Genomic DNA, 24,624 nt, shown 5'->3' with positions numbered 1-24,624 from the left:
GTGCCCGGCGGCGGACGGGGACATTTCCCTGCCCGCCGTGGGCGCGGCAAGGATTTCTTCAGCGCGAAGCCGTCGATGGTGTCGGACATCGGGCCGCGTGGCGTGGGCACCGCCGGCTGTGAGAGGGACGGGAATGGAACCGACCGAGAGCGTCGCCCCGGACTCACGGCTGCGCCTGCGCCGCCGCGCGCTCGCCTGGCGGGAGATCCTGCGGCCCGGCCGCGCCGGCGGCCCCGCCCGCCCGCGCGTCCGCCCGCCCGCGCCCGGCCCCGTCACCCCGCCGGGCACCCGGGTGCCGCTCGCCATCGAACCCGCGCCCGGCCTGGCCGGCGCGGGCGTCAGCCTCGGCGGCGAGCCGGAGTCCGGACGGCCGGGCCCCTGGCCCGCGCTGCCCGCGGCCGTCACGGCGGCCGCGGGCCTCGTCCTGGCCGCCGGTTTCCTGCGCGCCTCCGGCGGCCGGCACGCCCTCTTCCCGTGCGGCGCCCCCGGCTGGTCGCTGGCCCTGCTCACCGGGATCATCGTCGGCCACCTCGTCATGCTGGGCCGCGCCCGCTGGTGGGGCGGCACCGGCTCGGGCGCCGCCCTCACCCTCGCCGTGCTGCTGCGCTACGGCTGGGCGCCCGCCGGCATGGTCAGCCTGACCGTCGTCGTCCTGGTCGGCATCGCCCGCCGGCACCGCTGGCGCCAGGGCGTGCTGCACGGCGCGACGGACATCCTCGGCATCGGCGTGGCCGCCCTGCTGCTCGGCGCGCTCGGCCGGGTGCCCAGCGTGGAGCAGCCCTGGCGGGCGCCCAGTTGGAGTCTCGCCACCGTGCCCGAGGTCGCGCTGGCCGCCGTCGCCTATCTCGCCGTCAGCCGCGGCCTGCTGTGGTACCTCACCGCGCCGCGCGAGCACGGACTGCCGAGCGTGCCCCGGCCCGCGCTGGTCCGGCAGGGCCTGGTGGCCGTGGCGCTGCTCGGCATCGCGCCGCTGCTGTGCGTGGTCGCCGACGCCCGGCCGGTGCTGCTGCCGCTGTTCGCCATCCCGCTCATCGCCCTCGACTCCGCCCTGTGGATGGCCCGCGCCCGCGCCGAGGAGCAGCTGCGCGACCCGCTGACCGGGCTGCCCAACCGGCAGTGGCTCCAGGAACGGATCTGGACCGCGCTGGACGACGCCGACCGCATCGGCGCCCGTTCCGCGCTGATGCTGATCGACCTCGACCGCTTCCGCTCGGTCAACGACACCCTCGGTCATCTCGCCGGTGACCGGCTGCTGTTGCAGATCGCCGAGCGGCTGCGGCTCGCCCTGCCGCGCGGCGCGGAGGCGGCCCGGCTCGGCGGCGACGAGTTCGCGGTCTTACTGCCCGTCGCCGACTCCATCACGTCGGCGATGCGGGTCGCCCGCGGCCTGGTGACCGCCCTCAGCTCCCCGCTCGACCTCGACGGCCTCACCCTCGTGCTGGAGGCCAGTGCCGGGGTCGCCGTCTTCCCGGACCACGCGCTGGACGCGGAGGGGCTGCTGCGGCGGGCCGACGTGGCCATGTACCAGGCGAAGCGGGACCGTACGGGCGTCGAGGTCTACGAGTCCAAGCGGGACTCCAACACCCCGGACCGGCTCGGCCTCCTCGGCGATCTGCGCCGGGCGCTGGACGCGCACCAGGTGCAGCTGCACTACCAGCCCAAGGTGCGCTTCGACGGCCAGGTCGCGGGCCTCGAGGCGCTGGTGCGATGGATGCACCCCGAGCGCGGGAAGGTGCCGCCGGACGAGTTCATCGCGATCGCCGAGTCCTCCGGGCTGATGCCCCATCTCACCGAGTACGTCCTGGAGACCGCCCTCGAACAGGTCGCCCGCTGGCGGGCGCAGGGCATCCGGGTGCCGGTCGCGGTCAACGTCTCGCCGCGCGATGTGCACACGCCCGGCTTCGCGGGCTCGGTCGCCGCGCGGCTGGCCCGGCACGGGGTGCCGGCGGCCGCGTTGCAGCTGGAGATCACCGAGCACGTCCTGCTGGAGGACCCGCAGCGGGCCGCCGACACCCTCGCGGCGCTGACCGGGCACGGCGTGAAGATGTCCCTGGACGACTTCGGGACCGGGTACTCCTCCCTGGTGCATCTGCGGCGGCTGCCGGTCAGCGAGCTGAAGATCGACCGCTCGTTCGTGGCCCGGCTCGCGGTGGACGCCGAGGACGCGGAGATCGTGCGCTGCACCGTCGACCTCGCGCACTCCCTCGGGCTGCTCGTCGTCGCGGAGGGCGTGGAGGACGACGAGACCTGGGAGCGGTTGCGGGACCTGGGCTGCGACGCGGTGCAGGGGTGGCTGGTGGCCGCGGCGATGCCGCCGGAGGAGGCGACGTCCTGGCTGCGCTTCCGCCAGACCAGCGTCGGCTCGCCCCTTCGCCGCCCCCTGCCGGAGGGCGAGGTACCCGTCCCGGGCGGCAGCGGCCCCCCGCCGGCGACAGCGGGCGGCCGCTAGCCCCACCTGCGACGGCGGGCGGCCGCCAGCCCCCGCCGCGACCCCTCGATCCCCCGATCTCGCTCCCGTCCCCGTCTCCCCGCCAACTCCCCCTACTTTCCTGCGAACCGGTCCACCAGCAGCTCCAGGCGCCGCTCGTGCGCCCACTCCGGCAGCCGGCCGCTGCGCATCAGGGTCGCCAGTCCGTGCAGGGCCGCCCAGAAGGTCTCGGTCAGCAGGCCGGCGTCCTCCTCGGTGGTGAGCGGTGCCACCGCGGCCAGCAGTTCGCCGAAGGCGTCCTGGAGCGGGGCCGGCGCCTCCGGGGTGGCGAACGGCAGGTCCACCAGGTGGGTGAACATCGCGTCGTACAGGGCGGGCCGGCGCCGGGCGAAGGCGGTGTAGGTCCGGGCGACCGCCGTGAGCGCGGCCCGCACGCCGTCCGCGTCCGCGCGTGCCGCCCGTAGCTCCGCCGCCAGGTCGGCGCAGCCGTCGACCGCGACCGCGGCCATGATCGCGTCCTTGCCCGTGAAGTGGCTGTAGAGGACCGGCTGGCTGTACTCGATCTCGGCGGCCAGCCGGCGCGTGGTCACCGCGTCCCAGCCCTCCGCCTCGGCGAGTTCCCGGGCGGCCGTCACGATCAGCTGCCTGCGCTCGGCTCGTTCGCGCTCCCTGCGCGTCTGGATCGTCATACCCGGAATCCTAGCAACGCTAGGCAATCTACCGGCGCTCTGCTAGCGTCACTCCTATTCCTAGCGTTGCTAGAAAATGTGGGAAGCGGGAAACCACCTCAACGGGAGACGTCATGACCATCGCCGCGTACACGCTGGCCGTCCTGCTCGACCTGTTCTGCCTCTTCCTCGGCTACCGGTTCTGGTTCCAGCCCGCCGCGGCCGCCGCCGGCTACGGCGTCCCCGCCGACCCCCGGGGCGACGCCGGTGCCTATCTGGCGGTCAAGGGCGGCCGGGACGGCACCTTCGGCCTGGTGGGTCTCGCCCTGCTGGCGTTCGCCGGCGCGCGCGCCGAGGCGTGGTTCATGCTCTGCGTGGCCCTCGTCCCGCTCCTCGACACCGTGACCGTCCTGCGCCACGGCGGCCGGAAGGCCGTCGCGTTCGGGATTCATTCCGCCACCGCCGCGGTTGTGCTCGTCTGCGCCGCGCTGCTGTTCGCGGCCTGATCGCACCGCACCGTGGGGAGAGGGACATGTCGCTTTTCGTGCCGAGGTTCGATGACACCGCGCTGGTGCGGGAGGCCGGGGCCGAGGTGGTCGGCCAGGACCCCGTCGCCGTACGGCTGCTGGCGGACAGCAGCGCCACCGGCGGCGCCCTGTCCACGGTGCGCGTCACGCTCGCGGCGGGCGCCGACGGAGCCCGCCCGCATGTGCACCACCGCTCCGCCGAGATGTTCTATCTGCTGGACGGCGCCGCCGAGGTGCTCTCCGGCGAGGAGGTGGTCACCGCCGAGCGCGGCGATCTGATCGTCGTACCGCCGGACCGTCCGCATGCCTTCGCCGCCGTCCCCGGCGCCACCGCCGACCTCCTGGTCGTCATCGCCCCGGGCGTCGAGCGCTTCGAGTACTTCCGCCATCTCCAGCGCATCCGCCTCGGCGAACTCACCCCGGAGAGCCTGCTGGAGGTACAGGAGCGGTACGACAATCACTTCCTGGAGAGCCCCGCCTGGGACACCCGCCACCCCTGAGCACACACCCCCGGGCCAAACCGTTTACCGGCCGAGCCCCCCGCCCCATAGGATTGGGTCTTAAACAACACGCACTCACCCCAGAGGATCGCTGCATGCCTGGCATCACGCGCGAGGAGGTCGCCCACCTCGCCCGGCTGGCGCGTCTGGAGCTGAAGCCCGAAGAACTCGACCACTTCGCCGGCCAGCTCGACGACATCATCGGCGCGGTCGCCCGCGTCAGTGAGGTCGCCGACCAAGACGTACCGCCGACCTCGCACCCGCTCCCGCTGACGAACGTCATGCGGGCGGACGAGGTCCGTCCCTCGCTCACCCCCGAGCAGGCGCTCTCCGGCGCCCCCGCCCAGGAACAGCAGCGTTTCAAGGTGCCGCAGATCCTGGGGGAGGAGTGACCATGACGGACAACATCATCAAGCTCACGGCCGCGCAGATCGCCGAGAAGATCGCCTCCGGCGAGCTGACGGCGGTCGCGGTCACCGAGGCCCACCTCGCCCGCATCGAGGCCGTCGACGAGAAGGTGCACGCCTTCCTGCACGTCGACCGCGAGGGCGCCCTCGCCCAGGCCCGCGCCGTGGACGAGAAGCGGGCCCGCGGCGAGCAGCTCGGCCCGCTGGCCGGCGTCCCGCTCGCGCTCAAGGACATCTTCACCACCGAGGGCGTGCCCACGACCGTCGGCTCGAAGATCCTCGAAGGCTGGATCCCGCCGTACGACGCGACGCTCACCAAGCGCCTCAAGGCCGCCGACGTCGTCATCCTCGGCAAGACCAACATGGACGAGTTCGCCATGGGGTCCTCCACCGAGAACAGCGCCTACGGCCCGACCGGCAACCCCTGGGACCTCACCAAGATCCCCGGCGGCTCCGGCGGCGGCTCCTCCGCCGCGCTCGCCTCCTACGAGGCTCCGCTCGCCATCGGCACCGACACCGGCGGCTCCATCCGCCAGCCGGCCGCCGTCACCGGCACCGTCGGCGTGAAGCCGACGTACGGCGCGGTCTCCCGCTTCGGCATGGTCGCCTTCTCCTCCTCCCTCGACCAGGGCGGCCCCTGCGCCCGTACGGTCCTGGACGCGGCCCTGCTGCACGAGGTCATCGCCGGCCACGACCCGATGGACTCCACCTCCATCGACGCCCCGGTGCCGCCGGTGGTCGAGGCCGCCCGCAACGGCAGCGTGGCGGGCATGCGCGTCGGCGTCGTCAAGCAGTTCCGCGGCGAGGGCTACCAGGCCGGCGTCATCCAGCGCTTCGACGAGTCCGTCGAGCTGCTGAAGGAGCTGGGCGCCGAGATCGTCGAGCTGGACTGCCCGTCCTTCGACCTCGCGCTGTCGGCGTACTACCTGATCGCGCCCTCGGAGTGCTCCTCCAACCTCGCCCGCTTCGACGGCCTGCGCTACGGCCTGCGGACCGGCGACGACGGCGCGCACTCGGCCGAGGAGGTCACCTCCCTGACCCGCGAGGCCGGCTTCGGCCCCGAGGTCAAGCGCCGTATCATGCTCGGCACGTACGCGCTGTCGAGCGGCTACTACGACGCCTACTACGGCTCCGCGCAGAAGGTCCGCACCCTCATCACGCGGGACTTCGAGAAGGCGTTCGAGCAGGTCGACGTGATCGTCTCCCCGACCACCCCGACCACCGCCTTCGCGATCGGCGAGCGCGCCGACGACCCGATGGCGATGTACCTCGCGGATCTGTGCACCATCCCGACCAACCTGGCGGGCAACGCGGCCATGTCCCTGCCCTGCGGTCTCGCCCCGGAGGACAATCTCCCGGTGGGCCTGCAGATCATCGCCCCGGCGATGCAGGACGACCGTCTGTACAAGGTGGGCGCCGCCGTCGAGGCCGCCTTCGTGGAAAAGTGGGGACACCCGCTGCTTGAGGAGGCTCCGTCGCTGTGAGCAAGCTGTCCAAGGCCAAGGACTTCAAGAGGTCCAAGTCCGGTACGTACCTGTCCATGGTCACCACCGCGTTCGGCGCGATCGGTGTCACCAAGCAGATCAAGAAGGCCCGCGCCGAGCACGACACGCTGCGGCTGATCGACGCCGCGGTCTCCGCCGCCGCGATCGTGACCGGCCTCGCGATCCTCTACCGCGAGCTGAAGCGGCTGGGCGACGACGACGTCCTGCTGGGCTGAGAGGGAAGTTTTCACCGTGACCACCACGACCGACCTGGTGTCGTACGAGGACGCGCTGGCGTCGTACGACCCCGTCATGGGCCTCGAGGTCCATGTCGAACTCGGCACCAAGACCAAGATGTTCTGCGGGTGCTCCACGGAGCTGGGCGCCGAGCCCAACTCGCAGACCTGCCCCGTCTGCCTCGGCATGCCCGGCGCGCTCCCGGTCGTCAACGCGACCGGCGTCGAGTCGGCCGTCCGGATCGGCCTCGCGCTGAACTGCTCGATCGCCGAATGGTGCCGCTTCGCCCGGAAGAACTACTTCTATCCGGACATGCCGAAGAACTTCCAGACCTCCCAGTACGACGAGCCGATCGCCTTCGACGGCTACCTCGACGTGCAGCTGGAGGACGGCGAGACCTTCCGCGTGGAGATCGAGCGCGCCCACATGGAGGAGGACACCGGCAAGTCGACGCACGTCGGCGGCGCCACCGGCCGTATCCACGGCGCGTCCCACTCCCTGCTGGACTACAACCGCGCCGGCATCCCGCTCATCGAGATCGTCACCAAGCCGATCGTGGGCGCCGGCGAGCGCGCCCCCGAGGTGGCCAAGGCGTACGTGCGCGAGCTGCGCGAGGTCATCCGTGCCCTCGGCGTGTCCGAGGCCCGCATGGAGATGGGCCAGATGCGCTGCGACGTGAACCTGTCGCTGATGCCCAAGGGCGCCGAGAAGTTCGGCACCCGCTCGGAGACGAAGAACGTCAACTCGCTGCGCTCGGTGGAGCGGGCGGCCCGCTTCGAGGTCATGCGGCACGCGGCCGTGCTCTCCTCCGGCGGCAGCATCGTCCAGGAGACCCGCCACTTCCACGAGGACACCGGGTCGACGACCTCGGGCCGCGTGAAGGAGGAGGCCGAGGACTACCGGTACTTCCCGGAGCCCGACCTGGTCCCCGTCGCGCCCGCGCGCGCGTGGGTCGAGGAGATCCGCGCGGCGCTGCCCGAGCTGCCGCTGGTGCGCCGTACCCGGCTGCTCGCCGACTGGGGCATCTCCGCGACGGAGATGCAGGCGATCCTGAACGCCGGCGCGCTGGACCCGATCGTCGCCACCATCGAGTCCGGGGCCGACGCGGCCTCCGCCCGCAAGTGGTGGATGGGTGAACTGGCACGCAGCGCCAACGAGTCCGGCACGTCCCTGGACGAGCTGGCGATCACCCCGCAGCAGGTGGCCCGGGTCACCGAGCTGGTCGCGAAGGGCGATCTGAACGACAAGCTGGCCCGCCAGGTCATCGAGGGCGTTCTCGCGGGCGAGGGCACCCCGGACGAGGTCGTCGACAAGCGCGGCCTCAAGGTCGTCTCCGACGACTCGGCGCTCGGCACCGCCGTGGACGAGGCCATCGCCGGCAACCCCGGCATCGCGGACAAGATCCGCGGTGGCAAGGTGGCCGCGGCCGGCGCCCTGGTCGGCGCGGTCATGAAGGCCACCCGCGGCCAGGCCGACGCGGCCCGCGTCAAGGAGCTGATCCTGGAGAGGCTCGGCGTCAGCGAGGGCTGAGACACCGTCAACCCGTGGGGGGACGCGCCGCACCGGCGCGTCCCCCCACGGGTTTTCCGTACCTTCTGTGAGTAAGCCCACGAACGCGGCAAAGGATCACTTTTGCCTGCAAGAGTGTCCAACGATTGCTCATACGTTCTTTGCGGGCTGTTCAGTTTATGGACGATCGTTCCCGGCCAAAGATCCACAAACCGTCCCTGGGAGCACGTCCGTGGCAGCCCTCGCGCGCTGGTGCGTCCGGCACCGACTGATCGCCGTCCTGCTGTGGCTGTGCGCCTTCGGCGGGGCCACTGCGGCCGCTTCCGTCGTCGGCACGTCGTACTCGAACGACTATTCGGTACCTGGTACCGAGTCGGGCCGCGCCGCGCAGCTCCTCCACGACGGCTTCCCGGGCCTCGGCGGGGACAGCGACACCGTCGTCTGGCACACCGCCAAGGGCACCGTCCGCACCGCCGGCGTCGAACAGAGCATGACCACCGCCCTCGACCGGATCGCCCGGCTGCCCGGCGTCGCCTCCGTGGACGGGCCGTACGACGGCCAGGGCGGCCGGCAGATCAGCGCCGACGGGCACACCGCCTACGCCACCGTCACCTTCGCGCGGCAGGCCGAGGACATCGGCAGGAACGAGGCCCAGGCCGTCGTGAGCACCGCGAAGGCGGCCGGGGGCGACGGGCTCCAGGTGGAGCTGGGCGGCAGCGCCATCGGGCTCACCGAGACACCGGACGACCGCACCGCCGAGGTGGTCGGCGTCCTCGTCGCCGCCGTCGTCCTCTTCCTCGCCTTCGGCTCCCTCGCCGCCTCCCTGCTGCCGATCGCCACCGCCCTGATCGGCGTCGGCACCGCCCACGCCGGCATCGGACTGCTCGGCCACGCCATGACGGTCGCCGACTTCGCGCCCATGCTCGGCATGCTCGTCGGCCTCGGCGTCGGCATCGACTACGCGCTGTTCATCGTCACCAGGCACCGGCGCGGCCTCAAACGCGGCCTGGACGTCACCGAGGCCGCCGTGAACGCCGTGGCGACCACCGGACGCGCCGTCGTCTTCGCGGGCGCCACCGTGTGCATCGCCCTGCTCGGCATGCTGATCCTGCGCCTCAGCTTCCTCAACGGCGTCGCCGTGGCCGCCAGCCTGACCGTCGTCCTCACCGTCGCCGCCTCGGTCACCCTGCTGCCCGCCCTGCTGTCGTACATCGGCCCGCGCGCCCTCGGCCGCCGCGAACGCCGCCGGCTCGCCGAGCACGGACCGCGCCCCGAGGTGCCCACCGGCCTCGCCGCCCGCTGGTCCGCGCTCGTGGAACGGCGCCCCAGACTGCTCGGCGCGCTCGCCGTCGCCGTGATCGCACTGCTCGCGCTGCCCACCCTCTCCCTGCACCTCGGCACCTCCGACCAGGGCAACGACCCCCGCACCTCCACCACCCGCAAGGCGTACGACCTGCTCGCCGACGGCTTCGGGCACGGCGTCAACGGGCCGTTGACCCTCGTCACCCGGGTGGACGGCGCCGCCGACCGGCTCGCCCTGGACAACCTCGACACCACCCTGCGCGCCACCCCCGGTGTCGCCTCCGCCACCCCGGCCGCCTACGCCACCGGCGGCGAGAGCGCCTACCTCACCGTCGTGCCCGACTCCGCGCCCCAGTCCCAGCGCACCAGCGCCCTGGTGGACCGGCTGCGCGAGACCGTGCTGCCCCGCGCCGAGCAGGGCACCTCCCTCGACATCCAGGTCGGCGGGGTGACCGCCAGCTACGACGACTTCGCCGACGTCATAGTCGGCAAACTTCCCCTGTTCGTCGGCACCGTCATCGGACTCGGCTGCCTGCTGCTGCTCGTCGCCTTCCGCTCGCTCGGCATCCCGCTCAAGGCCGCCGTGATGAACATCGCCGCCGTGGCTGCCGCGTTCGGCGTGGTCGTCGCCATCTTCCAGTGGGGCTGGGGCAGCGAACTGCTCGGCCTCGGCCGCGCGGGCCCCATCGAGCCCTTCCTGCCCGTGATCATGGTCTCGGTGCTCTTCGGGCTCTCCATGGACTACCAGGTCTTCCTGGTCAGCCGGATGTACGAGGAATGGCTGGCGACCGGCGACAACCGGCGCGCCGTCCGCGTGGGCCTCGCCGAGACCAGCCGGGTGATCAACTCCGCGGCCGTGATCATGATCTCGGTGTTCCTGGCCTTCGTGCTCAGCGGCGACCGCGTGATCGCCATGTTCGGCATCGCGCTCGCCGCCGCCGTCGCCCTGGACGCCTTCGTGCTGCGCACCCTGCTGGTACCCGCCCTGATGCATCTGCTCGGCGCCGCCAACTGGTGGCTGCCCGGCTGGCTGGACCGCGGGCTGCCGCGGATCAGCATCGAGCCGCCGGAGTGCCGCGCCGCGCATGAGAGGCTCGGACCGGTCCCGGACGACCGGACCGGCCGGGACCGGATCCACGAACAGCAGAAGGAAGCACAGCGCGATGTACGCGATATCCCTGGGTGACGGCGCCGAACTGCGCCCGTTGGAGGTCTGGCACGCCGCGGAGATGCTGGCCAACATCGACCGGGGGCGCGCCTTCATCGGGCGGCACATCGGACTGCCCGAGGTGGTGACCGACCTGGACGGCGCCCGCGCCTACCTGCGGTCGTACGGCGAGAAGCGCGCCACCGACACCGGCGCGCTGCACGGCATCTGGCAGGACGGGACGCTCGTCGGCGGCCTGCTCTTCCGTACCTGGGACACGCCGAGCGGGGTGTGCGAGGCCGGCTGCTGGCTGGAGCCCGCGGCGGCCGGGCGCGGGCTCGTCACCCGGGGCATGCGGCTCCTCGTCGACTGGGCGTTCGAGACACGCGGCATGCACCGCGTGGAATGGCGGGTGGCCACCGCCAACCAGCCCAGCATCAACGTGGCCCGGCGGCTCGGCATGACCCGTGAGGGTGTACTGCGCGAGAACTACCCGCACGACGGGGAGCGCACCAGCACCGAGATCTGGTCGGTGCTGGCCCCCGAATGGCCCACGGCACGCGAGGGCGCCGCGCAACACGCCCATTGACGATCATTAAGCGCCCTCTCAGACGGCATCCGTACGGTTGCTGCCATGGCAACGAAGACATCGGAAGACGCCGCGGCCGGTACGACGGCGGCGCGGCACGACGACGAGACGGCACAGGGGGCCGAGACCGCGGGGCAGGACACCGCGGGGAAGGACACCGCGGGGAAGGCGGAGACCGAGGGCGTGAGCGCCGAGGGCGCGCCGGCCGGGGGCACCGAGGGGGCGGCCGAGAGCGCGCCCGCCGCACAGACGGCATCGGAGCCCGTGGACGAGTTCGAGGACGAGGCGGCGGACGCCAAGGCGCCCTCCGGGGTCGGCCAGGGTGCCGGTGCCGTGGTCTCCGCCGCGCTGGGCCTGGTCTCGCTCAGCGGTGGCTGGATCGGCACGGTCGCGGGCGCCCGCCAGCAGCTCGTCGGCCAGCTGCGGACGTCCTCCACCGCGGGCGTCGCGACCCAGATCAAGGCGGTCTACGGCGACGCCTGGCACACCACCGCGCTGTGGGCCGGCTTCTTCGCGCTGCTCGCGCTGATCACCGGCGTGGTCGTCCTCGCCCGCCCCGCCTTCGGCACCCCCGGCCGCTCGCAGGCGCCCTGGATCAAGTCGGTGGCCTGGGCCGGCGTCTCGCTCGGCGTCATCGGCCTGCTGCTGGCCGTCCTGAAGTACTCGGACGCGCTGCTGGCACTGCCGTCGGCGAGCTGAGCGGGGAGTAACCCGCCCAAGTACAGGGGTCTCGGGGAATGCGTGCCTATGTCACGGGTCCCCGAGGCCCCTTACGTGTGCGGGGCGCGGGACAATGGCGTCGGTCCCGGGACAACCGGCAAGGGGGAGCAGCTGTGTTCGACGCCTTCAGTGAACTGTTCACGCCTGGTCGCAAGCACACCCGCGACGAACAGAACCGTCTCGAACTGACCCGGGAGGAGGTCGGGGACAGCGACCCGGGCCGCGGCCCCATAGACCTGACCTCCGGCAAGGCGGTCATACGCCTGTCCGCTCCGAACCCGGACCCCACCGAGCCCGGCAAGATCCAAACGAGAGGCCCTAACTCACCTGAAGCTCCAGCACCCTGTCATCCCCCTTCTTCGGATGCCCCCGCCCGTCCGTGTTGCTCGTGATCAGCCACAGCTTGCCGTCGCCCGCCGGGGCGACCGTGCGCAGGCGGCCGTAGGTGCCGGTGAGGAAGGACTGGGGGGCGGCCGCGGCGCGGGTGCCCTGGAGAGGGATGCGCCACAGGCGTTCGCCCTTGAGGGCGGCCATCCAGATGACGCCGTGGACGTAGGCGATGCCGCTGGGGGAGGCGTCGTCGGTGTGCCACGCGGCGATGGGGTTCTGGAAGCGCGGGTTCGTGGACCTGCCCTCGGCGTCGGGCCAGCCGTAGTTGCCGCCGGGCTTGATGGCGTTCAGTTCGTCCCAGGTGTCCTGGCCGAACTCGGAGGCGAACAGGCGCTGGCGGTCGTCCCAGGCGAGACCCTGGACGTTGCGGTGGCCCAGGGAGTAGACGGGGGAGCCGGGGAAGGGGTCGCCGGGGGCCGGTTCGCCGTCCGGGGTCAGCCGGAGGATCTTGCCGCCCAGGGAGTTCCGGTCCTGGGCGAGGCCGCGCCGGCCGCTCTCGCCGGTGCCGGCGTACAGCATGCCGTCGGGGCCGAAGGCGATCCGGCCGCCGTTGTGGACGGGGCCCTTGGGGATGCCCTTGAACAGCGTGTCGGGGGCGCCCAGTTGCTCACCGGCCGGTTTCTTGTCGTCGTAGAGCATGCGGACGACGCGGTTGTCCGAGGCGGAGGTGAAGTAGGCGTAGATCATGTGGTCCGAGGCGTAGTGCGGGGACAGCGCGATGCCCAGCAGGCCGCCCTCGCCCGCCGGGGAGACCCCGGAGACCGTGCCCAGCTCCGTCTTGCGGCCCGTGCCCGGGTCGATGCGGGTGATCGTCCCGTCGTCGCGGGAGGAGACCAGCAGATCGCCGTCCGGCAGCACGGCGAGACCCCACGGTGACTTCAGGCCCTCGGCCACCGTGCGCAGCACCCGTACCGAGCCCCTGGCCGGTGCCGCCGACTCCGAGGCGGGGGCGGCGGGCGCGGTGCTCGGGGGCGCCGTGCGGGGGAGTTGGCCCGGGAAGCCCACGCCGGGGGAGCCGGAGGAGCAGCCCGCCGTCAGCAGGAGGGCGGCGGCCGCGGCCAGCACGGTCGGCACAGCTCGGCGTCGCACGATCACGATCCCTTCGGGGCGGCGTTCCAGCGAGATCTTCCCCTCCCCAGGGTCCCTCAGTCCCACGACCCCCGCGCCCCCGGCAGCCGCCCTATCTCCGCCAGGTCCGCCGCCGACAGCCGCAGCCCGGCCGCCGCCGCGTTCTCCGCGGCCCAGCGCTCCCGTTTCGTGCCCGGCAGCGCGATCACATGGCGGCCCCGCGACAGCACCCAGGCCAGCGCGACCTGCGCCGGGGTGACCTCGGGGCCGTGCCGCCGGGCGACGCGGCGCAGGCCGGCCACGATCGGCTGGTTGGCGGCCATCATCTCGGCGGTGAACCGGGGGTGCCGGGCGCGGACGTCGTCCGGTTCGAAGCCCTCGCCCGGGGTGAGCGTGCCGGTCAGGAAGCCGTTGCCCAGCGGCATCGCCGCAAGGAAGCCCACGCCCCGCGCCTCGCACCAGGGCAGCAGCGTCCGCAGCGCCTCCGGCGACCACACCGACAGCTCGGCCTCGACCGCGGCCACCGGGAACACCTGCTGCGCCCGCTGCAACAGGCGCAGGGTGCCGTCGTGCAGGCCGGTGCCCGAGCGGCGGCCGCCGCGCGCGCCCAGCGCGCACAGGCCGAGCGAGCGCACCTTCCCGGCCCGCACCAGCTCGGCCATCGCGCCCCAGGTCTCCTCGATCGGCACCTCGGGGTCGGGGCGGTGCAACTGGTACAGGTCGATCACATCGGTCTGGAGGCGGCGCAGCGAGGCGTCGCAGGCCCGTTTCACATAGCCGGGGCGGCCGTTGGCCACGATGTGCTGCTCGCCCACCAGCAGCCCCACCTTCGTGGAGACGAACGCGTCGGCCCGCCGCTCCTTCAGCACCCGCCCGAGCAGCAGCTCATTGGTGAACGGGCCGTACATGTCCGCGGTGTCCAGCAGGCCCGACCCCAGGTCCAGCGCCCGGTGCACGCATCTCACCGACTCGTCGCCCCGTTGCCGTGAGGTGGTGTACGCCCAGCTCATCGGCATGCACCCGAGTCCGACGGCCCCCACCGCGAGCGCCCCCGCGCCGATCGTCCTGCGCTCCACCTGCTCCGGAACCTCCCCTAGCCTGACCCCCAACCTAACCTCTGCGCCGCGCGTACCTGACATAGCCTCCTGACCATGAGCGCAGACGTATGGCTTCCGCTTCCGCCCGAGGAGATCGAGGGGCTGCCCGGGGGCTCCGGTACCTGTTCTGGGACGGGGGCGAGGACGGCGACCAGGAGTTTCCGGGGGACCCCGCGCGGTGTGTGATGTACGTGGTGCCGTACATGAAGCGGTGGTCGGTGAAGGTGCGCCCGCTGGAGCGGTTGAGCAATGTCCGGGTGATCCAGACCCTCACGGCCGGCGTCGACGACATCACGGCGCGGCTTTCGGCCATCGTGCCGGGGGTACGGCTGTGCAACGCGCGCGGGGTGCACGAGGCGAGCACCGCCGAGCTGGCGCTCACCCTGACCCTGGCCGCGCTGCGCGGCATCCCGGACTTCGTGCGGGCCCAGCAACAGGGGCACTGGCAGGGGGCGTTCCGGCCCGCGCTCGCCGACAAGAACGTGCTCATCGTCGGCTACGGCTCGATCGCCGCCGCCATCGAGGACCGGCTCACGCCCTTCGAGCTTGCGCGGGTGGCGCGCGTCGCACGCTCCCGGCGCACCACGGCGCGCGGTCCCGTGCATCCGATCGCCGATGTGCTTTCTCTGCTTCCGGAAGCCGATGTCGTGATTCTGTCCACCCCCCTCACCGACGCCACCCACGGTCTGGTGGACGCCGAGTTCCTCTCCCGGATGAAGGACGGGGCCCTCCTGGTGAACGTCTCCCGAGGGCCGGTCGTGGACACGAACGCGCTGCTCGCGGAGCTGGAGCGGGGCCGGCTCCTGGCCGCCCTGGACGTCACCGACCCCGAGCCGCTGCCGCCCGGCCACCCCCTCTGGAAGGCCCCCGGCGCACTGATCACCCCGCATGTCGGCGGACCCACGTCCGCCTTCCTGCCGCGCGCCCAGCGGCTGCTGGTCGATCAGTTGACCCGGTTCGTGAACCACGAGCCGCTGCGGAACGTGATCCTGACGACGGGTCCGGACGCGAAGGACCCGGTCAAAACGGCCCCGGAAGATCCGGCCGGAACAGATCCGGAGGGCCCGGACACCCCGGGAACGAACGGGCGTTAGGGCTTTTCCGGCACCCTCCGCGACCTCTCGGACGCGGCCCGTGCCCGCATCCCCGCTGGTCGTCACGGAGCGTAGAGAAGCTATGTCCCTGAGTGACGAACCTGGTGTATCGTCCCGACAGGGGCAGCGCCGCCTACATCGGCGCCGGGGATGACATTTCAGATCTTGTGAGGGGGGCGACGGGCGATGCACGGCCTATGGACGAACGATCCGACGCGATGGAGCCGCCGAAGGCGGCCCTGGCGTACGGCCGCGGGCAGCCGCGGCCGGCACACCGCTCACCACACCCACCACCCGCGCCGGCCGGCCGGCCCCCGCAGGCACACACGCCCGGTCCGCCGGGTGCGGCGGGACACGAGCGCCTCACCCACCGGGAGGCCCCGGTGAACGCGCCCACGCCGACCACCACCGTCCACGCAGAGGTGCGCGCGCCGCACCCGCACCAGGACCCGCCGGTGCGCGGCCGGGTCCGCATCGGGCGCACCCGCGCCTCCGAGCAACTCGTCCTCGCCCTCGTGTGCGCTGCGTACGCCGTCGGCGCCGCGTTCGACTGGGGCACCGACGAGATCGCGCTGGTCATGGGCGACTTCGGGCTCAGCGCCGCGGCCGGCGCCGCCGCCGTCTCCTGCTTCCTCTACGCCCGCGGCCTCCGGGTGCGCTACCGCCCCGCCTGGCTGCTGTTCGGCCTTTCCTCGGCCATGGCGTCCCTGGGCAACGCCGTCTGGGGCTGGTACGAGGTCGTGCTCGGCCGGCCCGTGCCCAGCCCGTCGTACGCCGATCTGTTCTTCCTGTGCTTCGCGCCGCCCGCGATCGTGGGCCTGCTGGTGCTCGCCAGCCGTCCGGTGACCCGGGCGGGCTGGATCTGTCTGGGCCTGGACGCCTGGCTGATCGGCGGTTCCCTGCTCACTCTGTCGTGGAGCCTCGCGCTCGCCCAGGCGGCCCGGTTCGACGGGCCGAGCGTGGCGCACACCGCGCTGTCGCTGGCGTACCCGCTGCTGGACATCGCGCTGGTCAGCATGGTGCTCGCGCTGCACTTCCGGCGCGCGCCCGGCAACCGCACCGCCGTCAACACCGCGATCGGGGCGCTCGCCCTGACCGTGATGTGCGACGCGCTGTTCACCTCGCCGCTGCTGCACAGCAGTTACCGCTCCGGGCAGCTGCTGGACGCGGGCTGGTTCGCCGGTTCGCTGCTCCTCGCCTACGCCCCCTGGGCCACACCCCGGCCCGGGAGCACACCGGCGCCGCCGCACGGGCGCACCCGCGCGGCCTCCGGGCACCTGCCCGCACCGCGCGCCGCCGGGCACGGGGCACCGTCCGCGGCCGCCCCGAGCGCGCCCGTCCCGACCGCCGAGCACAGCCGGGACGCGGGCACCGGGCAGGACGCCGGTTCCGGGCACGACGGGTACGCGGGCGCCGGGCGCGACGCGTACCAGGGCGCCGGGCACGGCGGGTATTCGGACCAGGAACCGAGCCGCCACGCGGACACCGGGGACGGCCCGTTCGCCGGCGCCGGGCACGGTCCGCACCCGGCCCCCGACCCCACCGACCCCGCTCCTGACGCCGGTGCCGACCCCGTCCGCCACCCGGCCGACCGCCCGATCACCGGCTCGCTCGCCGCGCTCACCCCGTACCTCGCGGCGGCGGTGTGCACCCTGGGCATCCTGTACAACGTCCTGAACGGCCGCCGGCCCGACCACGTCGTGCTGATCACCGCGGGCTGCGTGGTGCTGGCGCTGGTGATCCGCCAGGGCATCATGCTGCTGGACAACATCACCCTGACCCAGGAACTGGCGCAGCAGGAGAACCACTTCCGCTCCCTGGTGCAGGGCTCCAGCGACGTCATCATGATCGCCGCGCCCAACGGCATCCTGCGCTACGTCTCCCCGGCCGCCGCCGGGGTCTACGGCCGTCCCGCCGAGGAGCTGGTGGGCACCGAGCTGGCCGCCCTGATCCACCCCGAGGACCTGGGCTGCGTGGTGCACGAGGTGCGCCGCTTCCTCGCGGCCAGCCCGCTGACCGAGCCCACCACCCGCATCGAGTGCCGCTTCCGCTCCGGCGGCGGCGGAGGCTGGCTGAACGTGGAGTCCACGGTCAACCGCCACCACGGCGGCCTGATCTTCAACAGCCGGGACGTCACCGAACGCGTGCGCCTCCAGGCGCAGTTGCAGCACAACGCGGAGCACGACCCGCTGACCGACCTGCCCAACCGCGCGCTGTTCACCCGGCGCGTCCAGCAGGCCCTGTCCGGCCGCCGGGCCACCGACCGGGGCGCCGCCCTGCGCGGCACCGCGGTGCTCTTCATCGACCTCGACGGCTTCAAGGCCGTCAACGACACCATCGGGCACCAGGCGGGCGACGAACTCCTCGTCCAGGCCGCCCGACGGCTCCAGGACGCGGTCCGCCAGGGCGACACCGCCTCCCGGCTGGGCGGCGACGAGTTCGCGGCCCTCATCGTCGGGGACGGCACCCATGACCGCGCCGCCCGGGAGCGCAACATCCTGGAGCTCGCCGACCGTCTCCGGATGACCCTCTCCCAGCCCTACGCGATCGACGGCAACGATGTCCGGGTCAACGCCTCCATCGGTGTCTCCTTCGCCGAACCCGGCCTCGGCGCAGGTGAGCTGCTGCGCAACGCCGACCTCGCGATGTACCGCGCGAAATCGGCCGGAAAGGGCCGGGTCGAGCTGTACAAGCCGCAGATGCAGCAGGACGTCGTACGCAAGGCGGAGCTGGCCACCCGGCTGCGCGCCGCGCTGCACGACGGGGAGTTCGCGCTGCTGCACCAGCCCGTGGTGCGGCTGGACGACGGCCGGATCACGGCGGTCTCGGCACAGGCCCGCTGGCGCTCCTCGCAGGGGGTGCTGTTCACCCCGGCCGAGTTCCTGCGGGTGGCCGAGGACGGCGACAAGACGGCCGAGCTGGACCGCTGGATCCTCCAGGAGGCCGTGGCGGGGGCCGCCGAGCGGGCCGCGAGCGGGCTCGTCGTCCCGGTGACGGTGCGGATGAGCGCGCGGCGGCTGCTGGACCGCTCGCTGCCGCCCGGCTCCGTGGAGGCGCTGCTGACCAGATACGGGCTGCCGCCCGGGGCGCTGGTCATCGAGCTGTCCGACACCGATCCCGGGCTCGGCCTGGACGAGCTGGAGCGGCGGCTGACCGCGCTGAGCCGGCTCGGGGTGCGCATCGCGCTGGACGGCTTCGGCAGCGGCCACGCGGCGATCACCGCGCTGCGGCGGCTGCCCGTGGACATCCTCAAGCTCGACCGCGCTCTGGTCGAGGGCGTGGTGGACTCCGCGCGGCTGCACAAGATCACCAGCGGGCTGCTGCGGATCGCCAACGACCTCGGCATCCAGTCCGTGGCCGAGGGCGTGGACCTGCCCGAGCAGGCGGTGGCGCTGCGCGCGATGGGCTGCACCCATGGCACCGGCGCGGCGTTCTCCGGACCGCTGGACGAGTACCGGCTGCGCCGGGCGCTCGGCGCCGGCTCCGTCCCGGTGCCGCACCCCGGAACCGGCGCGCACGCACCGGCCGGAGCGCATGCCTCGGGTGGAGCGCACGCCTCGGGTGGAGCGCACGCCTCGGCCGGAGCCCACGCGGGGACCGCTCTGCACGCGCCGAGCGGGCCCCACGCGTCGGCCGAACCGGCGTTCGCGGGCAGAGTTCGGGAAACCCAGGGGCGGCTGGGTGCCGCGGGGGTGTACACCGGAGGAGTACCCGCTGTTTTCGGAGGCGGCAGTGCCCTTCGCTCACATTCTGAGACGCCCGTCCCACCCACTTGACACGTGGTGCGCCCCGGGGGGAGGGTCAGTGCCATGCGCACCCGAATTCTCGTACTTGGACAGCGCGTCGGCTGAGCTGGGACCCACCGGAATGCGATCCGGAATCCCCAGCGACCCTCACCGGCGCGCTCCCCTCGCTTGCCTCACGGCACGAGGGGTTTTTTGTTGCACGAGCGACCCTCGTACGACCGACGAACTCCGCCCGAACCTCGCAAAAACCCTCAGCATCGAGAAGAGAAGCCGATGACCGAGCAGGCCACCGGGGCCCATCATCCGCAGCCCCGGCCCCGATCCGGCGGGCAGCACTCCGCCCCCGTCGAGCACGTCACGGGCGCGCAGTCCCTCATCCGCTCCCTCGAGGAGGTCGGGGCGGACACGGTGTTCGGAATTCCCGGCGGCGCGATCCTGCCGGCGTACGACCCGCTGATGGACTCCACCCGGGTGCGCCACGTCCTGGTCCGCCACGAGCAGGGCGCGGGCCACGCGGCCGAGGGGTACGCGCAGGCCACCGGCAAGGTCGGCGTCTGCATGGCGACGAGCGGGCCGGGCGCCACCAACCTGGTCACCCCGATCGCCGACGCCCACATGGACTCGGTGCCGATGGTCGCGATCACCGGCCAGGTGTCGTCGAAGTCGATCGGCACCGACGCCTTCCAGGAGGCGGACATCGTCGGCATCACGATGCCGATCACCAAGCACAACTTCCTGGTGACCAAGGCCGAGGAGATCCCGCGGGTCATCGCGCAGGCGTTCCACATCGCCTCCACCGGGCGCCCCGGCCCGGTGCTGGTCGACATCGCCAAGGACGCCCTCCAGGCGAAGACCACCTTCTCCTGGCCGCCGGTCATGGACCTGCCCGGCTACCGCCCGGTCACCAAACCGCACGCCAAGCAGATCCGCGAGGCCGCCAAGCTGATCACCGCCGCCAAGCGGCCGGTCCTCTACGTCGGCGGCGGCGTCCTGAAGGCCAAGGCGACCGCCGAGCTGAAGGTCCTCGCCGAACTCACCGGAGCGCCCGTCACCACCACCCTGATGGCGCTCGGCGCATTCCCCGACAGCCACCCGCTGCACGTGGGAATGCCGGGCATGCACGGTGCGGTCACCGCCGTCACCGCGCTGCAGAAGGCCGACCTGATCGTCGCCCTCGGAGCCCGCTTCGACGACCGCGTCACCGGCAAGCTGGACAGCTTCGCGCCGTACGCCAAGATCGTGCACGCCGACATCGACCCGGCCGAGATCGGCAAGAACCGCGAGGCGGACGTGCCGATCGTGGGCGACGCCCGCGAGGTCATCGCCGACCTGGTGCAGGCGGTGCAGAAGGAGCACAGCGAGGGCAACCAGGGCGAGGCCGCCCGCACGGGATACGCCGCCTGGTGGCAGGACCTCAACCGGTGGCGCGAGACCTACCCGCTCGGCTACGACCGGCCCGAGGACGGCTCGCTGTCCCCGCAGGCCGTCATCGAGCGCGTCGGACAGCTCGCCCCCGAGGGCACCATCTTCGCGGCGGGCGTCGGTCAGCACCAGATGTGGTCCGCGCACTTCATCCAGTACGAGCGGCCCGCCACCTGGCTGAACTCCGGCGGCGCCGGAACCATGGGCTACTCGGTCCCGGCCGCCATGGGCGCCAAGGCCGGCCGGCCCGAGCAGACGGTCTGGGCGATCGACGGCGACGGCTGCTTCCAGATGACCAACCAGGAACTGACCACCTGCGCCCTGAACAACATCCCCATCAAGGTCGCCGTCATCAACAACGGCGCGCTCGGGATGGTCCGCCAGTGGCAGACTCTGTTCTACAACCAGCGCTACTCCAACACCGTCCTGCACAGCGGTCCCGACGACGTCGACCCCGAGGCCCGGGGTACGCGGGTGCCGGACTTCGTGAAGCTGGCCGAGGCGATGGGCTGCGTGGGGCTGCGCTGCGAGCGCCCCGAGGACCTGGACAAGGTCATCGAGGAGGCCAACTCCATCAACGACCGTCCGGTGGTCGTGGACTTCATCGTCCACCAGGACGCCATGGTGTGGCCGATGGTCGCCGCCGGCACCTCGAACGACGAGATCATGGCCGCCCGGGACGTCCGCCCCGACTTCGGCGACAGCGAAGACGACTGAGCGAGAGAGACGTAAAAAGACCATGTCCAAGCACACGCTCTCCGTCCTGGTGGAGAACAAGCCGGGCATCCTCGCCCGGATCGCCGCCCTGTTCTCCCGCCGCGGCTTCAACATCGACTCGCTCGCGGTGGGCGTCACCGAGCACCCCGACATCTCCCGGATCACCATCGTGGTCGGTGTCGAGGAACTGCCGCTGGAGCAGGTGACCAAGCAGCTCAACAAGCTCGTCGAGGTGCTGAAGATCGTCGAGCTGGAACCCGCCCAGGCGGTCCAGCGCGAACTCGTTCTGGTGAAGGTCCGTGCGGACAACGAGACCCGCTCCCAGATCGTGGAGATCGTCCAGCTGTTCCGCGCCAAGACCGTGGACGTCTCCCCGGAGGCCGTGACCATCGAGGCCACCGGCTCCGGCGAGAAGCTGTCCGCCATGCTCAAGATGCTGGAGCCGTTCGGCATCAAGGAGCTGGTCCAGTCCGGCACCATCGCCATCGGCCGCGGCGCCCGTTCGATCACGGACCGCTCGCTGCGCTCCCTGGACCGCTCCGCGTAACACCCGGCACGGCGGCGTACGGGCGGCCGGTCCGCACCGCTCGCCCGTATGCCGAGACCCCCGAACCACACCACCGACCACCGTCATACGGTGGGACGCACCACCTGCACACATAGGGAGAGAACCCAAAGTGGCCGAGCTGTTCTACGACGCTGACGCCGACCTGTCCATCATCCAGAACCGCAAGGTCGCGGTCATCGGTTACGGCAGCCAGGGTCACGCGCACGCCCTGTCGCTGCGCGACTCCGGTGTGGACGTCCGGGTCGGTCTGCACGAGGGCTCCACGTCCAAGGCCAAGGCCGAGGAGCAGGGCCTGCGCGTGGTCACCCCGGCCGAGGCCGCGGCCGAGGCCGACGTCATCATGATCCTGGTCCCGGACCCGATCCAGGCCCAGGTCTACGAGGAGTCCATCGCCGCCAACCTGAAGGACGGCGACGCGCTGTTCTTCGGCCACGGCTTCAACATCCGCTTCGGCTTCATCAAGCCCCCGGCCGGCGTGGACGTCTGCATGGTCGCCCCCAAGGGCCCCGGCCACCTGGTCCGCCGCCAGTACGAGGAGGGCCGCGGCGTGCCCTGCATCGCCGCCGTCGAGCAGGACGCCTCCGGCAACGCCTTCGCGCTGGCCCTGTCGTACGCCAAGGGCATCGGCGGCACCCGCGCCGGCGTCATCAAGACGACCTTCACCGAGGAGACCGAGACCGACCTCTTCGGCGAGCAGGCCGTCCTGTGCGGTGGCACGGCCGCTCTGGTCAAGGCGGGCTTCGAGACCCTGACCGAGGCCGGCTACCAGCCGGAGATCGCCTACTTCGAGTGCCTGCACGAGCTGAAGCTGATCGTGGACCTCATGTACGAGGGCGGCCTGGAGAAGATGCGCTGGTCCATCTCCGAGACCGCCGAGTGGGGCGACTACGTCACCGGCCCGCGCATCATCACCGACGCCACCAAGGCGGAGATGAAGCAGGTCCTCGCCGAGATCCAGGACGGCACCTTCGCCAAGAACTGGATGGACGAGTACCACGGCGGCCTGAAGAAGTACAACGAGTACAAGAAGCAGGACTCCGAGCACCTGCTGGAGACCACCGGCAAGCAGCTGCGCCAGCTGATGAGCTGGGTGAACGAGGAGGCGTAAGCCTCACGTCAGGGGGCCGGGGCATGCTGCTCCGGCCCCCATTCGCCACGATCTCCGACAGCACTCCACATTGGAGTTCCCCGTCCGGGTGATCCTTCCGCAGCGGCGCAATCCGTAGCGCACGGCGCCACTAGACTGCTGCACAACATACGCGTCAGGCCCACAGCGTCGTGCGTCTTCCACGCGGCTAGCACCCCTCCGCCAGCGGCCGTCGGGACGGCCGTCCGCATTGGACTTGTGAGGACCCACGTGAGCTCGAAACCCGTCGTACTCATCGCCGAAGAGCTTTCGCCCGCGACCGTCGACGCCCTGGGCCCGGACTTCGAGATCCGGCACTGCAACGGAGCCGACCGGGCCGAGCTGCTGCCCGCCATCGCCGACGTCGACGCGATCCTGATCCGTTCCGCCACCAAGGTCGACGCCGAGGCCGTCGCCGCGGCCAGGAAGCTCAAGGTCGTCGCCCGCGCGGGCGTCGGTCTGGACAACGTGGACGTGTCCGCCGCCACCAAGGCCGGCGTGATGGTCGTCAACGCCCCGACCTCCAACATCGTGACCGCGGCCGAGCTGGCCTGCGGTCTGCTGCTGTCCACCGCCCGCAACATCCCGCAGGCCAACGCCGCGCTCAAGAACGGCGAGTGGAAGCGCAGCAAGTACACGGGTGTCGAGCTGGCCGAGAAGACCCTCGGCGTCGTCGGCCTCGGCCGCATCGGCGCCCTGGTCGCGCAGCGGATGTCCGCCTTCGGCATGAAGGTCGTCGCCTACGACCCGTATGTGCAGCCGGCCCGCGCCGCCCAGATGGGCGTCAAGGTGCTGTCCCTGGACGAGCTCCTCGAGGTCTCCGACTTCATCACCGTCCACCTGCCGAAGACCCCCGAGACCCTCGGCCTCATCGGCGACGAGGCGCTGCGCAAGGTCAAGCCGAGCGTGCGCATCGTCAACGCCGCGCGCGGCGGCATCGTGGACGAGGCGGCGCTGTACGCGGCGCTGAAGGAGGGCCGCGTCGCCGGCGCCGGCCTCGATGTGTACGCGAAGGAACCGTGCACCGACTCCCCGCTGTTCGAGCTGGACGAGGTCGTGTGCACCCCCCACCTGGGCGCCTCCACGGACGAGGCCCAGGAAAAGGCGGGCATCGCGGTCGCCCGCTCGGTGCGCCTCGCCCTCGCCGGCGAACTGGTCCCGGACGCGGTCAACGTGCAGGGCGGGGTCATCGCCGAGGACGTCAAGCCGGGCCTGCCGCTGGCCGAGCGCCTCGGCCGCATCTTCACCGCGCTCGCCGGTGAGGTGGCCGTGCGCCTGGATGTCGAGGTCTACGGCGAGATCACCCAGCACGACGTGAAGGTGCTCGAACTCTCCGCCCTCAAGGGCGTGTTCGAGGACGTGGTCGACGAGACGGTGTCGTACGTGAACGCGCCGCTGTTCGCCCAGGAGCGCGGTGTCGAGGTCCGCCTCACCACCAGCTCCGAGGCCAGCGAGCACCGCAATGTGGTGACCGTGCGCGGCACCCTGGGCACCGGCGAGGAGGTGTCGGTCTCCGGCACCCTGGCCGGCCCGAAACACATCCAGAAGATCGTCGCGGTCGGAGAGTACGACGTCGACCTCGCCCTCGCCGATCACATGCTGGTGCTGCGCTACGAGGACCGTCCCGGTGTCGTCGGCACCGTCGGCCGCATCCTCGGCGAGGCCGGTCTGAACATCGCCGGCATGCAGGTCGCCCGTGCCGCGGTGGGCGGCGAGGCCCTCGCCGTCCTCACGGTGGACGACACGGTGACGCCGAACGTACTGGCCGAGGTCGCCGCCGAGATCGGCGCCGCGTCGGCCCGCTCGGTCAACCTGGTCTGACCCGCTTCGAAGAAGACCGGACGGAAGGCCGGACGCGCCGAGGACCTCCTCGGCGCG

19 protein-coding genes and 1 pseudogene are annotated in these 24,624 nt (G+C 72.2%); 17 read left to right on the top strand and 3 right to left on the bottom strand.

Annotation, left to right across the window (positions count from 1 at the left end; translation table 11 throughout):
• Positions 1-133: 133 nt before the first annotated feature.
• A complete protein-coding gene (locus tag GHR20_RS11195) occupies positions 134-2,449 on the top strand; it encodes a bifunctional diguanylate cyclase/phosphodiesterase (protein WP_153813085.1) in 2,316 nt (771 codons plus the stop codon).
• 92 nt (positions 2,450-2,541) lie between these two features.
• Here the strand turns inward: GHR20_RS11195 and GHR20_RS11190 are convergent, their stop codons facing one another.
• Positions 2,542-3,117, bottom strand: a complete 576-nt coding sequence (locus GHR20_RS11190; protein WP_153813084.1) for a TetR/AcrR family transcriptional regulator — start codon at positions 3,115-3,117, stop codon at positions 2,542-2,544.
• A 113-nt stretch (positions 3,118-3,230) separates the two neighbouring features.
• On the opposite strand from GHR20_RS11190, the gene GHR20_RS11185 reads away from it, so the two are divergent.
• From GHR20_RS11185 to GHR20_RS37470, 10 genes are all read left to right on the top strand, one after another.
• Positions 3,231-3,602 (top strand): DUF4267 domain-containing protein, encoded by a 372-nt coding sequence (locus tag GHR20_RS11185; RefSeq protein WP_148026395.1) that lies wholly within the window; start codon positions 3,231-3,233, stop codon positions 3,600-3,602.
• Between the two features lie 26 nt (positions 3,603-3,628).
• Positions 3,629-4,123 (top strand): cupin domain-containing protein, encoded by a 495-nt coding sequence (locus GHR20_RS11180; RefSeq protein WP_148026394.1) that lies wholly within the window; start codon positions 3,629-3,631, stop codon positions 4,121-4,123.
• Between the two features lie 95 nt (positions 4,124-4,218).
• A complete protein-coding gene (gene gatC, locus GHR20_RS11175) occupies positions 4,219-4,515 on the top strand; it encodes an Asp-tRNA(Asn)/Glu-tRNA(Gln) amidotransferase subunit GatC (RefSeq protein ID WP_006130840.1) in 297 nt (98 codons plus the stop codon).
• Positions 4,516-4,517: 2 nt separating this feature from the next.
• Positions 4,518-6,014 (top strand): Asp-tRNA(Asn)/Glu-tRNA(Gln) amidotransferase subunit GatA, encoded by a 1,497-nt coding sequence (gene gatA, locus GHR20_RS11170; protein WP_153813083.1) that lies wholly within the window; start codon positions 4,518-4,520, stop codon positions 6,012-6,014.
• The gene (locus tag GHR20_RS11165) at positions 6,011-6,250 is read left to right on the top strand and encodes a hypothetical protein (RefSeq protein ID WP_153813082.1); all 240 of its coding nucleotides are present in this window, start codon (positions 6,011-6,013) and stop codon (positions 6,248-6,250) included. Before gatA ends, GHR20_RS11165 begins: the two co-directional genes overlap by 4 nt.
• Positions 6,251-6,266: 16 nt before the next feature.
• Entirely contained in the window at positions 6,267-7,781 is a 1,515-nt protein-coding gene (gene gatB / locus GHR20_RS11160) for an Asp-tRNA(Asn)/Glu-tRNA(Gln) amidotransferase subunit GatB (protein ID WP_153813081.1), read from the top strand.
• Between the two features lie 211 nt (positions 7,782-7,992).
• On the top strand, positions 7,993-10,248 hold the full coding sequence (locus GHR20_RS11155; RefSeq protein ID WP_153813080.1) for an MMPL family transporter: 2,256 nt from the start codon (positions 7,993-7,995) through the stop codon (positions 10,246-10,248).
• The gene (locus tag GHR20_RS11150) at positions 10,226-10,798 is read left to right on the top strand and encodes a GNAT family protein (protein ID WP_148026391.1); all 573 of its coding nucleotides are present in this window, start codon (positions 10,226-10,228) and stop codon (positions 10,796-10,798) included. Before GHR20_RS11155 ends, GHR20_RS11150 begins: the two co-directional genes overlap by 23 nt.
• A 45-nt stretch (positions 10,799-10,843) precedes the next feature.
• Positions 10,844-11,497 carry a hypothetical protein gene (locus GHR20_RS11145; RefSeq protein WP_153813079.1) on the top strand — a complete coding sequence of 218 codons (654 nt, stop codon included), beginning with the start codon at positions 10,844-10,846 and terminating at the stop codon, positions 11,495-11,497.
• Positions 11,498-11,631: 134 nt separating this feature from the next.
• Positions 11,632-11,910 (top strand): DUF6191 domain-containing protein, encoded by a 279-nt coding sequence (locus GHR20_RS37470; protein WP_153813078.1) that lies wholly within the window; start codon positions 11,632-11,634, stop codon positions 11,908-11,910.
• Here GHR20_RS37470 and GHR20_RS11135 read toward each other — a convergent pair.
• Together GHR20_RS11135 and GHR20_RS11130 are read right to left on the bottom strand one after the other, a co-directional pair.
• On the bottom strand, positions 11,837-13,003 hold the full coding sequence (locus GHR20_RS11135) for a PQQ-dependent sugar dehydrogenase (RefSeq protein WP_243878002.1): 1,167 nt from the start codon (positions 13,001-13,003) through the stop codon (positions 11,837-11,839). The two genes, GHR20_RS37470 and GHR20_RS11135, sit on opposite strands and share 74 nt — an antisense overlap.
• Positions 13,004-13,053: 50 nt before the next feature.
• Positions 13,054-14,052, bottom strand: coding sequence for an aldo/keto reductase (locus tag GHR20_RS11130; protein ID WP_153813077.1), 999 nt, complete (start codon positions 14,050-14,052; stop codon positions 13,054-13,056).
• 75 nt (positions 14,053-14,127) lie between these two features.
• Here GHR20_RS11130 and GHR20_RS11125 point away from each other — a divergent pair.
• The 6 genes and pseudogenes from GHR20_RS11125 (at position 14,128) to serA (ending at position 24,567) form a co-directional block, all read left to right on the top strand.
• Positions 14,128-15,167, top strand: a pseudogene (locus GHR20_RS11125) (2-hydroxyacid dehydrogenase).
• Between the two features lie 455 nt (positions 15,168-15,622).
• Positions 15,623-18,943 carry an EAL domain-containing protein gene (locus GHR20_RS11120; RefSeq protein WP_243878328.1) on the top strand — a complete coding sequence of 1,107 codons (3,321 nt, stop codon included), beginning with the start codon at positions 15,623-15,625 and terminating at the stop codon, positions 18,941-18,943.
• Between the two features lie 243 nt (positions 18,944-19,186).
• On the top strand, positions 19,187-21,052 hold the full coding sequence (locus GHR20_RS11115) for an acetolactate synthase large subunit (protein WP_111587116.1): 1,866 nt from the start codon (positions 19,187-19,189) through the stop codon (positions 21,050-21,052).
• 22 nt (positions 21,053-21,074) lie between these two features.
• Positions 21,075-21,599, top strand: coding sequence for an acetolactate synthase small subunit (ilvN, locus tag GHR20_RS11110; protein WP_111587117.1), 525 nt, complete (start codon positions 21,075-21,077; stop codon positions 21,597-21,599).
• Between the two features lie 130 nt (positions 21,600-21,729).
• Positions 21,730-22,728 (top strand): ketol-acid reductoisomerase, encoded by a 999-nt coding sequence (gene ilvC / locus GHR20_RS11105; protein WP_111587118.1) that lies wholly within the window; start codon positions 21,730-21,732, stop codon positions 22,726-22,728.
• A gap of 249 nt (positions 22,729-22,977) precedes the next feature.
• Positions 22,978-24,567, top strand: coding sequence for a phosphoglycerate dehydrogenase (gene serA, locus GHR20_RS11100; protein ID WP_046423403.1), 1,590 nt, complete (start codon positions 22,978-22,980; stop codon positions 24,565-24,567).
• Positions 24,568-24,624 lie beyond the last annotated feature (57 nt).

Source organism: Streptomyces sp. SUK 48 (assembly GCF_009650765.1).
In the GTDB taxonomy this organism is placed as follows: domain Bacteria; phylum Actinomycetota; class Actinomycetes; order Streptomycetales; family Streptomycetaceae; genus Streptomyces.
This window is presented reverse-complemented; position numbering and strand designations above follow the sequence as displayed.